The 12,025-nt window shown below is 60.2% G+C and carries 10 protein-coding genes, 1 tRNA gene and 1 pseudogene; 10 read left to right on the top strand and 2 right to left on the bottom strand.

Annotation, left to right across the window (positions count from 1 at the left end; all coding sequences use genetic code 11):
* Nucleotides 1–716 precede the first annotated feature (716 nt).
* Nucleotides 717–1,079 carry a hypothetical protein gene (locus NEZ08_RS05820; RefSeq protein ID WP_298105054.1) on the bottom strand — a complete coding sequence of 121 codons (363 nt, stop codon included), beginning with the start codon at nt 1,077–1,079 and terminating at the stop codon, nt 717–719.
* Nucleotides 1,080–1,459: 380 nt separating this feature from the next.
* Here NEZ08_RS05820 and NEZ08_RS05815 point away from each other — a divergent pair, with 380 nt between their 5' ends.
* Nucleotides 1,460–2,599: a membrane dipeptidase gene (locus tag NEZ08_RS05815; RefSeq protein WP_298105051.1), complete on the top strand. Its 1,140-nt coding sequence runs from the start codon at nt 1,460–1,462 to the stop codon at nt 2,597–2,599.
* A gap of 357 nt (nt 2,600–2,956) precedes the next feature.
* Nucleotides 2,957–3,979, top strand: coding sequence for a UDP-3-O-(3-hydroxymyristoyl)glucosamine N-acyltransferase (lpxD, locus tag NEZ08_RS05810; protein WP_298105048.1), 1,023 nt, complete (start codon nt 2,957–2,959; stop codon nt 3,977–3,979).
* 236 nt (nt 3,980–4,215) lie between these two features.
* Here lpxD and mddA read toward each other — a convergent pair whose 3' ends face one another.
* Complete coding sequence (mddA, locus tag NEZ08_RS05805; protein ID WP_298105047.1) at nt 4,216–4,944, bottom strand: methanethiol S-methyltransferase; 729 nt, start codon at nt 4,942–4,944, stop codon at nt 4,216–4,218.
* A 555-nt stretch (nt 4,945–5,499) separates the two neighbouring features.
* On the opposite strand from mddA, the gene NEZ08_RS05800 reads away from it, so the two are divergent.
* The 8 genes and pseudogenes from NEZ08_RS05800 (at nt 5,500) to NEZ08_RS05765 (ending at nt 12,024) form a co-directional block, all read left to right on the top strand.
* Nucleotides 5,500–5,859 carry a helix-turn-helix transcriptional regulator gene (locus NEZ08_RS05800; protein ID WP_298105056.1) on the top strand — a complete coding sequence of 120 codons (360 nt, stop codon included), beginning with the start codon at nt 5,500–5,502 and terminating at the stop codon, nt 5,857–5,859.
* Between the two features lie 38 nt (nt 5,860–5,897).
* Nucleotides 5,898–6,389, top strand: a complete 492-nt coding sequence (locus tag NEZ08_RS05795; RefSeq protein ID WP_298105044.1) for an SRPBCC family protein — start codon at nt 5,898–5,900, stop codon at nt 6,387–6,389.
* A 274-nt stretch (nt 6,390–6,663) separates the two neighbouring features.
* Nucleotides 6,664–6,867 (top strand): annotated as a pseudogene (locus NEZ08_RS05790) (IS5/IS1182 family transposase); the annotation flags it as partial.
* Between the two features lie 1,024 nt (nt 6,868–7,891).
* Complete coding sequence (locus NEZ08_RS05785; protein ID WP_298105041.1) at nt 7,892–8,896, top strand: TRAP transporter substrate-binding protein; 1,005 nt, start codon at nt 7,892–7,894, stop codon at nt 8,894–8,896.
* A 298-nt stretch (nt 8,897–9,194) separates the two neighbouring features.
* On the top strand, nt 9,195–9,770 hold the full coding sequence (locus tag NEZ08_RS05780) for a TRAP transporter small permease (protein WP_298105039.1): 576 nt from the start codon (nt 9,195–9,197) through the stop codon (nt 9,768–9,770).
* Nucleotides 9,771–11,054 (top strand): TRAP transporter large permease, encoded by a 1,284-nt coding sequence (locus NEZ08_RS05775; RefSeq protein WP_298105037.1) that lies wholly within the window; start codon nt 9,771–9,773, stop codon nt 11,052–11,054. It abuts the gene before it with no gap.
* A 122-nt stretch (nt 11,055–11,176) separates the two neighbouring features.
* Nucleotides 11,177–11,713, top strand: a complete 537-nt coding sequence (locus NEZ08_RS05770) for a Spy/CpxP family protein refolding chaperone (protein ID WP_298105034.1) — start codon at nt 11,177–11,179, stop codon at nt 11,711–11,713.
* A 235-nt stretch (nt 11,714–11,948) separates the two neighbouring features.
* Nucleotides 11,949–12,024, top strand: a tRNA-Lys gene (locus NEZ08_RS05765).
* The last annotated feature ends 1 nt before the right edge of the window (nt 12,025 follow it).

Genomic DNA, 12,025 nt, shown 5'->3' with positions numbered 1-12,025 from the left:
TTTGCCAACTGTGTCCGGGAACGATCCTTGAAAGTATTGGAAGTGTGCGACCTGTCCGGATGCTGAGGCAAATCGCGCCGGCCCTGTTGGGGGACTCAATCGGCGATTTTCAATGTCGGTTGCGCCTGCACACCGAAACGTCAGGCGCCGCGTATCCACGGCTGCAGTGTAGCGCGGGCCGGCAGCGCCGGGAACGATGTCTTTCTACGGAGGAGTCTTTAGAGTTCTCTATTTGCCATAAGCTCTTGCACAGGATGCCACCCGTTGCTGTGAGCGATAAGGTTCAAGATGCCTTGGCGGTAATTCCCTGTTCAGCGAGAAGCCGCGCCGCTGGGCTTTCTGTTTCAAACAATATGGCCTCAAGGATATTAGTCCGTGCGATGGTGGAGTTAGTCCGTGCGATGGTGGAGTGTTCTGCCAATGCGAAACGCGCGCATCAGGCGTCCGCGTAAAAAGCTTCTGCGGTATCATCAGTACATAGCGCCTTTGATACGGCAGAAAGACGCACGCACATCTGAAGCAACCAGCAACGGGAGCGAGTTTCGGATTTCTATGCGAGCCACGAGCGCCGCCGAACGGGCGAACCGGCAAATCTCCGCTGGATGGTGAAGAGGAGTTGCCGATCCTACTTCTCCAAATTTCTCATTTTGACGAACGATTGCCCTATCAGTTGCCGAACTAACTCTATTTCGCGAATTTTTTATTCAGTTACCTTGTCAGTCGTCATCATCAAATCCGCCGTAGCCGTAGCCACCGTAGCCGTAGCCACCGTAGCCCATTCCCGCGCCGAGTAGCGAACCTGCGATGAGGCCGCCTATGATGCCTGGCCCCTCATAGCCGTATCCACCGTAACCGCCGTAACCGCCATAACCACCGTAGGCTCTGCGGTAACCGCCCCGATAGCCGCGCCCGGCGAAGTGGGCACCGCCGCGGTGAAAGCCGCCCGCGTGGGCACCATGAAAATGGCCGCCTCCGTGACCGCCGTGTCCACCGCCCCCGTGTCCGCCACGAGCCAATGCAGGGGACGATGCAGCAAGCGCCACTGCCAGAAGGACGGCTCCCGTCGATCTATATTTCATGGCTGTTTCCTCCGTTGCGACCAATGAAGCAACAGCACCAATTCGAGGCGGTTCCAAGGCTTCTTGATTCGTAAACAATTCTTTAGTCATTGAATGAAGGCGTTCGCTTCCGTCCTATATAACGAAGCTGAGCGCCCAGGATCGAGGTGGGCCGCGCGAACGGGGAAAGAGTTCACATCCGCCCTCATGAAGACCTGGAGGCATATCTTCGATCAAGCGCGACTCCCGCGGCCGGGTTACGCTGCGGGACTGCCATGATGAGCGTTCGCCGTCGCGTGCCCATGTAACGTGCCCATGTGATTCCAGCTTGCCCTTGAACGCTGTTGCACCTTGAGGTTCAATCGGGCCGACCTGACGCCAACACCAGCTTCGGAGACCACATGGATTGCTGCTGTGTCGATTGCTGCGGACACGGACACCCTCACGCGTTCACTCGTCGGCAGTGGATGTGGAGTACGGCGCTGGCCTCGGTCGGCACGATGCTGAGCGGTGGCGTGGGGCCGCGTGGATCAAGCGCGGCAGCCCAGACGGCCGAGAATGCGTCGGCCGCGCTCGACGTACTCCGCAAGTCCATCTCCGTCGATGTGCATACGCACGGCGGGATGACTGGAATCATGTCGCAAGCGCCTCCCAACGGGGATCTTGCAAAAGGTATGAGGGCCGGCTCACTGGCTGTTGCCTGCCTTGCAGACGTGCCGGACGCTCCCATTCTCCGCAGGAATGCCGCCGGCGTGCTGACCGCAATGCGCACGCCGGAGCCGGGTGAGCTTTACAAGTACCATCTCGGTCGCCTCGATTGGGTCGATGAGATGGTGGCCAGCCACAACCTGCGACGCGCGTTGACGGCAGCCGATCTTGAGGCGGCACATGCCGCGGGGCAGCCCGCAATCGTGGGTGACGTGGAAGGGCTGGACTTCCTTGAGGGCAAACTCGAACGGCTGGAGCATTCGCACCAGCGCGGCGTCAGGCACGTTCAATTGGTGCACTACACGCCCAACGATATCGGCGATTTCCAGACCGGCATCGTTACTCATCACGGGCTCACTCCCTATGGAGCGGAAGTAATCCGGGCTTGCCAGCGTCTGGGATTTGTTTGCGATGTCGCGCATGCCACCGAGGACACCGCGAAGGCAGCCGTCAGGGTCTCGACCAAACCGTTGCTGTTGTCACACACGGCGATTTCCGGCTCCCCCGCGATGGGGCCGACGCCGCTCGCCGCCCGGCAGATCAGTCGAGACCATGCGCGGGCGATTGCACAGACGGGGGGCGCAATCGGCATCTGGCATTTTTTCCCGAGCCTCGAAAAATATGTCGACGGCTTGAAGGAGATGGCCGACGTCGTCGGGGTGGATCACGTTTGTATCGGCACCGACCAATCGTCCAATCCGGGCATTCTGCCGGATTACACGCAGTGGGTACACCTTGTCGCGGCGATGCTGCGGGGCGGTTTCTCGGCCGAAGAGGCGGGCAGGATTGCAGGCGGAAACTATATGCGCGTCTTCCGCGCAGCGGTCGGCTGAACAAAGCGGTCAAGGGAGCTTGAAACGCGGCTTCACTTCCTGCCAAATGCCCTGTCGCTCGCCGGGAGATCGTCATCCATTGCTTCTGCCTTCCCCTGCAAGTCGGCTGCGCTTTGTACCAGGGTGGCGGCCAGGTTCTGATCAAGGGTGTTCTTTGAAATCCTCAACAGCATTGCCGCCTGCCTGAGCAGGCTTGACTTATCAACCATGGGATCCCCCGACGGAGGCTACGCGGTCCGCTTCCTGATGTCCCTGGTTCTGATTCTAAAAATAAACTTAAGTGGCTTGGATGCTGACCTCACACTAAAGTCATAGCTTCAGCCCGCCAACACGTGTCCAGCCACGGCAGCAACCAGAATGATCGAAGCAACTCTGGGCAACCCGAGGTTCTTTCACCGGAGCGGGCCATACTCACTTGCCGCCGTTGCATGCGCCGCGCGGGGCATTGCCGATGAAGCCGAACTTCTCCTCGAAGGTCTGGCTCCCCTGCAAATGGCTGGCCCGAAGGAAGTGAGCTTCCTGGACAATCGGCGATATGCTTCGGAACTGGATCGGACCTTGGCCGGCGCAGTGATCGTGCATCCTGACATGGCGGCGCGAGCACCAAAGACGGCGATGACGATCGTAACAAGGGAGCCATACGCGGCATGGGCGCGCGTCGCTGCGTTGTTCTATCCCGTACCACCGCCGTCTCCAGGCATTCATCCGTCCGCAATTGTGGCTGATGGTGCTCTCATCGACCCCTCGGCCGAGGTTGGAGCGCTTTCTGTAATCGAAACCGGCGCGGAAGTCGGACCTGGCTGTCGGATCGGACCCGGCGCAATCATCGGAAGCGGCGTGATTCTTGGCAGGGATTGCCGGATTGGCGCACATGTAAGCCTGAGCCACGCGCTGTTGGGGGCCCGCGTTTACGTCTATCCGGGTGCCCGCATCGGACAGGAAGGGTTTGGATTTGCCTCCACCCGAGATGGATTTCTCTCCGTTCCACAGCTTGGGCGCGTCATCCTCGAAGACGATGTCGAAGTGGGCGCGAATACGACGATCGATCGGGGATCATCGCGAGACACCGTGATCGGCGCCGGCTCGCGTCTCGATAACCTTGTACAGATCGGGCACAATGTTGTGCTTGGCCGGTGCTGCGTCATCGTCGCTCAGGTTGGTATTTCGGGTTCAACAGTCCTCGAGGACTTTGTCCGCGTGGGAGGGCAGGCAGGTCTGGCCGGACATCTTCGGATTGGTCAGGAAGCGGCAATCGGGGCGCAGGCGGGCATCATGTCCGATGTGGCTCCGGGTGCCAAAGTGGTTGGAAGCCCGGCGCGGCCGATAAAGGACTTTTTCCGGCAAATTGCCGTGCTCGGGAAGTTGGCGAAGAAGGAATGAATGCGAAGGTCCGCCCACTTGTTACAGCCAGATGCCGTCCATGGTCGGCCGCTGCACCCGTGGCCTTGCGATAGCGGAGCACGTCGACGTCTGACTTGAGGAGGCAGAGCGGACGAACTCCGCCCCTCATGGATAGGCAACTCCGGCCACAATCGACATTCCGGCCCTTGCGGCGTGTGCAGAAACCTGCAGCGGAAGATCGCTGCAGCAGCTTGCGGTCTGGACGACAGTCGCGATCAGCTTCCCTTCGGCGGCATCGGAATTATCATCGAGACGCGCTCGCGATATTCGATATAGGCCTGGCCGTGGAATGTAACGAGGTCGCGCTCCTCCAGCAGCATGCCAATCATGATGTAGCCGGTTGTCGCGATAGAAAACAGGAGATGGCCGGCCGTCATCGTCGGTGTTGCCCAGAACGCCAGCAGGAAGCCGAAATAGATCGGATGGCGAACGCATTTGTAGAACAGCGGCGTGCGGAAGGATGGATGTTGCGCTGTCCTGCCCTGCCAGTGTGCGTAAACCTGCTGCAGCCCAAACAGATCAAAATGATTGATCAGGAACGTGCTGATCAGCACCGTGCCCCAGCCGATCCAGAAAATAGCCCGGAGGATGATCGCACCGGTCGTATTGGTAACGGACCAGATCACGTCGGTCATGGGCAGCCATTGCCAGTAAAGCAACAGCAAGATGAGGCTTGAGAACAAGACGTAAGTGCTGCGTTCTACCGGACGCGGCACAAATTGCGTCCACCCGCGCTTGAATTTCTGACGAGCCATCACGCTGTGTTGGATGGCGAAAAGCCCGAGAAGAATGGTGTCGACCATCAAGGCAGACAGGGTGATCGGCCCACCGCCGCCAATATCGATAGACTTCGGCACAACGAGGTTGCCGACGAAGCCAATTGCGTAAAGAAATGATCCAAAGAAAACGACGTAGCAGATCACCCCGTATGTCAGTGCTGCCATATCTTTACCCCTTGGGTTTGGGTCGCCTACTATCTCCAAATGCCTGATAGGAATTGTTCAGCCGGGGCGGTCCGGATTATTGCCCGGCTCGCTCCTGATGAAGTGCCTGAGCCTGTATTTGCCCGGTCAAGACCGCCTCTCTCATTACCACATTCAAAGTGGATTGCCGAGGTCGCCATCGGGTCAAACGCGTCGCTCCCCGTCACGCCTCGGGCGACCGTCGATGTCTGCTTCGCTCCGGAAGCGGCCGAGTTATTGCGTCGCCGCTAAATGACGCGATGGGCCAAAGAGACGAAAATCGAGGAAAATTCGCGATTCCAAAGCGGACATTTCGCGGCCCGGGAACAGAAATTGCGGCTTCGCGCACGAAGTAACCGGCGATAATCAGCAGCAACGAATGCCGGCGGTTGCCTATCTATCGCTACGCATTTTGCGGCGGTGTTGCCAGCGCATTCTAATGAACGGACGCTCCCGCCGGCGCGCCGGCACACAGACAGTTATCCAATTAGAAAGCTATTGTTGACAGATGCTCGTCACGCATCTATTGTTAACTATATGGCTAACCATTCTCCTCATCTCGACAACGTGTTCAGCGCGCTCGCCGATCCAACGCGGCGCGCAATCATTGCACGGCTCTCGCAAGGCGAGGCTTCCGTGGGCGAACTCGCTCAGCCATTCGACATGGCTCTGCCGAGCCTGATGAAACACATACGTGTGTTGGAAACCGGTGGCCTCGTCGAGTCGGAGAAGCATGGCCGCATCCGCACATGCCGCCTGATGCCAGGCTCCATGAAGGGGGCCGAGAAGTGGCTCGTCGAGCAGCGCGCCATCTGGGAAGCCCGCCTTGACCGACTTGAGTCTTATGTTGCCGCGCTTGAGAAGAAGCCGCCAAAGAAGAGAAGGCGTCGAGACTGATGCACCACACTACATCCTCAAGAGCACAGGAAATAGCCATGACCTCAACTTCGGACGCCGCCCTCGCACACTGGGATATCGAGCGCGAGATCGTTCTCTCGCGTGTCATCAAGGCAAAGCGTGATATCGTCTTTGCTGCCTGGACAGAAGCGGAGCATTTGCCGAACTGGTTCGGGCCGGCAGGGTTCAAGATCGAAACCAAGGAAATCGACATTCGCGTCGGCGGCGTGTGGCGCTTCGACATGCTTGCCCCAAACGGCCAGCGATTTACGACTCGAATGCGCTTTCGGCGCATCGAGCCGCCGCACCTGATCGAGATTGATCACGGTTCGGACATGGATGACGATCCAGCCCGTTTTCGCCTCACGATTACGTTCGATGAGCAGAGCGACGGCAAGACCGTGATCACGTTGCGGCAACTGCATCCGACCAAAGCACAGCGCGACAGGACGATCGGCTTCGGCGCCGTCGAGTTCGGCTACCAGACCCTGGATAAATTGGCTCGGCATGTCGAGACAGCGACCGGCTGATGACTTCGAATGGAACTCTGTAAGACGGGTGTGATGAGCGACATGATGTCCGGTTCCGAGAGCGCTGGCGATGTCTCCTGTGGATCCATTTTCGGCGATTCAGCGGGGATGGTCGGCTGGTTGACGTCCGCTTTCCTCCCGACAGCCGCGGAGCCAGGCCAGCCAAGAGCGTTGTGTTTGGCCGGACGCCGATGATTCAAATTCCCAAACCTCCGGGCTCGGATCATGCGCGACGAACCAGCCAGTTATGAATCCGCTGCCATCAAGCCGCCGGCGGCAAGCTGGCGTCTGGAGCCGCATCATAGACGCGCTTGCCGCCGCTCATGATGCAGCTGTCCAGATGATCGACAGCTCCATAATCCGCGTGCATCAGCATGGCGCCTGCATCACCAGGAACCAGCGCCAATCGATGGGAAGGTCACGAGGCGGTCTGACGAGCAAAATTCGCGCGCTGGTCGACAGCAATGGTCTGCCGGTATGGCTGCAGCCAAGGCTTGCGCCTGACAAGAAGATCATAGTTGACAGATATTTTGCGCCCAACTGATTTGCCCGTCGTGTTGAAATGTCGCAGGCGTTTTCGCTTGTGGCGTCGGGCAAATCGATTTTAGAAGCCCGCCCGTCTCGCGCTCATCAGGAGGGGCGGACGCGTCGTCACGAACGTGGAGTGCGGGATGCGATGGCCGCAAATTGTATCGCCCGACGAGCGGTGCGGTTTGCGGACGGCGAAGTCGTGGCGTACCAGTGGCGCCGATTTTGAAGTTCCTCCAGAAGTCGCCGCGATTCCTTCTAGGAACTTCAAAATCGTAAGCGGCACTGGAATCAAAAAGTTACTGTTGCTCCTAGCTTTCCGAAGTTCGTGAAAGTGGTGCCGCCAGTTGCACACGAACTTCGGAGAGCGAGCAACAGATATCTCGACGCTGGTATCAAGTCGGCGGATCAGTCCGCAGGCGATGGTGGCAAGAAAGCCCGATCACCAGGGAGACCACGAAGGAAACCGTAGCACCGTCGCGCAGGGAAGGCCGGGGATTTCCGGTGTACCTGTGGTGACTGATCTGCGTGCTTTCTACGTCTTGCACGCGGAGCTGCGGGTGCGCTGAAGCACCCGGCTTTCCCTGCGCCCTCCGATTTCGAGGACGCGATCACGATGCAAAACCCGGGCGAGGCGCGCCGCGGCAAGGCGCAGGTGTGTCTGCGTGGTCCTTGTGGTTTCCAGGGCGCGGGCAAAGCGCGCGGGCTATGATGCGCAGCCAGCCCGAGAACCCATCGTGCAGCACGATCCGAGGAGGAATGGCTTCCGGGCTCGGCCTTGCCGCGCCCCGGAACGACGCTGGAGACAGGGGATATCCATGCTGCATTGCAGCATCAGATTCCGTGCCTCCCTGCGAACGGGCAATGGCCTTTCGCCCACCTTGTCACTAAAAGGTGCGGCGAAGTGGGCAAGAGGCTTTTGGGGGCGGTGCGCTTGCGCGCCTTCCCGGCAGGTGAGTGAAGCGGGAGGAAACATGCGAAACCTGATTTTGGCGGCGGCGTCCGTCGCGGCAATGGCGCTGGTCGGACCGGCTGAGGCGCAATCGCCGATCGTGATCAAGTTCAGCCACGTCGTGGCCGCCGATACGCCCAAGGGCAAGGCCGCCGAAAAGTTCAAGGAACTCGCCGAGAAATATACCAACGGCAAGGTAAAGGTCGAAGTCTATCCCAACTCGACACTCTACAAGGACAAGGAAGAGCTGGAAGCCTTGCAACTCGGCGCCGTGCAGATGCTGGCGCCGTCCAACTCCAAGTTTGGTCCGATCGGGATCAAGGAGTTCGAGGTGTTCGACCTGCCCTACATCCTTCCGGACCTCAAGACGCTGCGCAAGGTCACCGACGGTCCGCTGGGCGCCAAGCTGCTCAAGCTGCTCGACAAGAAGGGCATGACGGGCCTTGCCTACTGGGACAACGGCTTCAAGCAGATGTCGGCCAACAAGAAACTGATTGCGCCCTCCGACTACAAGGGCCTGAAATTCCGCATCCAGTCCTCCAAGGTGCTGGAAGCGCAGTTCCGCACGCTGGGCGCGATCCCGCAGGTGATGGCGTTCTCCGACGTCTATCAGGCGCTGCAGACCGGCGTGGTCGACGGCCAGGAGAACACCTGGTCGAACATGTACACGCAGAAAATGCACGAGGTGCAGAAATACGCCACCGTCACCAATCACGGCTATATCGGCTATGTCGTGGTCGTGAACAAGAAGTTCTGGGACGGCCTGCCTTCCGACATCCGCGACGAACTCTCCAAGGCGATGAAGGAAGCGACTGATTTCGGCAACAGCCAGTCGGCCAAGGAAAACCAGGAGGCGCTGGAGGAGATCAAGAAGTCCGGCAAGACCGAAATCATCACGCTGACGCCGGAGCAGAACGAGGCCATGCGCCAGGCGCTGATGCCGGTCTACAAGGAGGTCGCCAGCCGCGTCGGCCAGCCCCTGATCGACGAGTTCCTGAAGGAGACGGGCCGCAGCCCGATGAATTGATCTCGATATGATTTTTGGTTGGCTCGCCGCGTAGGCTGGCTCAGTTCACCTCGTCCCGCTTGCGGGGAGAGGTCGATCGCCAAGCGATCGGGTGAGGGGGACTTTCCACGCTCCGTGTCGTCGGAGAATCCCTCTCACCCCAACCCTCTCAGGGCGAGCTATGCTCGTCCCGGCGCCGCAGGCGGAGCGAGGGAGCTCACCTTCATCGTGGTTGCAGTTCAACTTCATTCCATGATGCTTTAGAGATCCATGGCTGGGCAGGCGAGTGGATGCGTCCGGCCATGACGGGGGACACTTGATGCTACTGAAGATTCTCGACCGGCTCGAGGAGATCATCATCGCGAGCCTGATGGGTGCGGCGACGCTGATCACCTTCGTCACGGTGGTGCATCGCTTCCTCGTCGATGTGCCCTTCCTCTACCCGTATCTGTTCTGGATCGACCTCTCCTGGTCGCAGGAACTCTGCATCTACATGTTCATCTGGATGGCGAAATTCGGCGCGGCCTATGGCGTGCGCACCGGCATCCATGTCGGCGTCGACGTGCTGATCAAGCGGCTGACGGGCGGTCCTCGCAAGTGGGTGATCCTGTTCGGCCTGCTTGGCGGCGTGGCGTTCACCGCGATCGTCGGCACCATGGGTGCCAAGTTCGTCATCGAGCTGATGCACACCGATCAGGTCTCGCCCGACATGGAGATCCCGAGCTGGATCGTCTACGCCTGCATTCCGCTCGGCTCCTACCTGATGTGCTTCCGCTTCCTCCAGGTGGCCTGGAGCTTCTTCCGCACCGGCGAACTGCCGCATCACGATGCCGCCAACGTCGAGGGCATCGAGGTCACTTCTCCCCAGGCGCCGATCGCGATGGGAGAAGCATAAATGAGCGCAGCTCTGATCTTCGGCCTGCTGTTCGCCCTGATGCTGACGGGCATGCCGATCTCGATTTCGCTCGGCCTCACCGTGCTGACCTTCCTGTTCACGATGACGGAAGTGCCGATCGAGAGCGTCGGGTTGAAGCTGTTTTCCGGCCTCGACAATTTCGGGATCATGGCGATCCCGTTCTTCATCCTGGCGGGCACGTTCCTGACCCGCGGCGGCGTGGCGCGGCGCATGATCGCGTTCACGACATCGCTGGTCGGCCATCTGCCGGGCGGACTGGGACTGGCGGGCGTTGCGGCCTGCGCGATGTTCGCGGCGATTTCCGGCTCGAGCGTCGCGACCGTGGTGGCGATCGGTTCGATCATGCTGCCCGCGATGGTCGAGCACGGCTATCCGAAGCGCTTTGGTGTCGGCGTGATCTCGACCTCCGGCGCGCTCGGCATCCTGGTGCCGCCCTCGATCATCCTCGTGCTGTACGGCGTCTCCACCAACACCTCCATCGGCGCGCTGTTCATCGCCGGCATCGTGCCCGGCATCCTGCTCGCGCTGATGCTCGCGCTGGTGACCTTCTTCATCGCCAGGCGCCGCGACTACCCGAAGATGCCGCGGGCGACGTTCGGCGAGCGCGTGAAGGCGTTCCGCGAAAGCGTGTGGGGGCTTGCCCTCATTGCCATCGTGCTGGGCGGCATCTATGGCGGCATCTTCACGCCGACGGAAGCGGCCGCGGTCGCCGCCACCTATGCCTTCTTCATCACCGTGTTCATCTACAAGGAGCTGAAGCTCACCGAAGTCGGCAAGGTGCTGTTGCAGGCGGCGAGCATGTCGTCGATGCTGCTCTACATCATCACCAATGCGGTGCTGTTCTCGTTCCTGATGACCCATGAGCAGATCCCGCAGGAAATGGCGGCGTGGATCATCGACAAGAATTTCGGCGTCTGGACCTTCCTGCTGGTCGTCAACGTCATCCTGCTCGCGGCCGGCAACGTCATGGATCCGTCATCGATCCTCCTGATCATGGCGCCGATCCTCTATCCGCTCGCAACAAAGATCGGCATCAATCCGGTGCATCTCGGCATCCTGATGATCGTCAACACCGAGGTCGGGCTGTGCCACCCGCCGGTCGGCCTCAACCTTTACATCGCCAGCGGCATTGCCAAGATGGGCATCAGCGAGATTACAATCGCCGTGCTGCCCTGGCTGCTCGCCATGCTCGTCTTCCTCGGCCTCATCACTTACGTGCCGGAGATTTCGCTGTGGCTGCCGCACCTGCTCGGTATGATCTGAATCAATTATTTCCCGTCATGAATGGAATTAAACTTTTGTAAGAGTGGCGTCTGTTGCCGAACTGTAAGTTGATTGCGCAAGCGCCTTTGACCATGCTCCGCCCACCTTTCAGGGAGGTTGATATGAGAAAGCTTGCCATCGCCGGGGTCGCCGCTCTCGCCATTGCCGGCACCACCGCCGTCTATGCTCAGCACGACTGGTTCCGCGAGCACATGGGCCATCATGTGCGGATGAACGCGGAAGATCGCGCCGCGATGGCCGATGCGAGGATCGCGGCGCTGCACGCGGGTCTGAAGCTGACGGCCGATCAGGAAAAGCTCTGGCCCCCGGTGGAGAGCGCGGTGCGCGATCTCGTCAAGATCAGGATCGACCGCGCGAAAGCGCGCGAAGCTGCAGAAGCCAGCAACGATGATCAGGCGAGGCCTGATCCGGTGACGCGCCTGCGCAATCGCGCCGACAGAATGGCGGCGACGGCGGCGGCGCTGAAAAAGATCGCCGATGCGGCCGATCCGCTCTACAAGACGCTGGATGACGGCCAGAAGCGCCGGCTCGCCATGCTGGTTCACCATGGCCGTCACCACGACGGCGAGGGCTGGCGCGAGCGCTTCGAGCATGGCCGCTTCGACGGCGACCGCGGGCCGGATTCCGAGCGGCTATAGGCGAACCAAAGGCGCCGACGAGAGGAAAATCCCCTCACATGAGAGCCGCCGGCCTTCCGGCGGCTTTTCTGCCTCCGCCGTCCGCCCCTTCGCCGGAGCGGCCGGAACCCGCCTGGTTTTTCCGCTATCCAGAAGGGCCCATCAGGGTCGGGAAAAGCCCACAGGCTTGCTGGACATCGGAAGATCGCTTTGCTAAACGACCGGCTCTTGCGAGGCCTTTTTCCGGACCAGTTCCGGGCGCATAGCTCAGTTGGTAGAGCAGCTGACTCTTAATCAGCGGGTCCCAGGTTCGAGCCCTGGTGCGCCCACCAA

This window comes from Bradyrhizobium sp. (genome assembly GCF_027451485.1).
GTDB lineage: Bacteria > Pseudomonadota > Alphaproteobacteria > Rhizobiales > Xanthobacteraceae > Bradyrhizobium.
Note: the sequence above shows the minus strand (reverse complement) of the source record. Positions and strands in the feature narration are given on the sequence as shown.

Coding starts and splice junctions, on each gene's coding strand:
- NEZ08_RS05820 (WP_298105054.1), bottom strand. CDS start 1,079: ATGAAATATAGATCGACGGGAGCCGTCCTTCTGGCAGTGGCGCTTGCT.
- NEZ08_RS05815 (WP_298105051.1), top strand. CDS start 1,460: ATGGATTGCTGCTGTGTCGATTGCTGCGGACACGGACACCCTCACGCG.
- lpxD (WP_298105048.1), top strand. CDS start 2,957: ATGATCGAAGCAACTCTGGGCAACCCGAGGTTCTTTCACCGGAGCGGG.
- mddA (WP_298105047.1), bottom strand. CDS start 4,944: ATGGCAGCACTGACATACGGGGTGATCTGCTACGTCGTTTTCTTTGGA.
- NEZ08_RS05800 (WP_298105056.1), top strand. CDS start 5,500: ATGGCTAACCATTCTCCTCATCTCGACAACGTGTTCAGCGCGCTCGCC.
- NEZ08_RS05795 (WP_298105044.1), top strand. CDS start 5,898: ATGACCTCAACTTCGGACGCCGCCCTCGCACACTGGGATATCGAGCGC.
- NEZ08_RS05785 (WP_298105041.1), top strand. CDS start 7,892: ATGCGAAACCTGATTTTGGCGGCGGCGTCCGTCGCGGCAATGGCGCTG.
- NEZ08_RS05780 (WP_298105039.1), top strand. CDS start 9,195: ATGCTACTGAAGATTCTCGACCGGCTCGAGGAGATCATCATCGCGAGC.
- NEZ08_RS05775 (WP_298105037.1), top strand. CDS start 9,771: ATGAGCGCAGCTCTGATCTTCGGCCTGCTGTTCGCCCTGATGCTGACG.
- NEZ08_RS05770 (WP_298105034.1), top strand. CDS start 11,177: ATGAGAAAGCTTGCCATCGCCGGGGTCGCCGCTCTCGCCATTGCCGGC.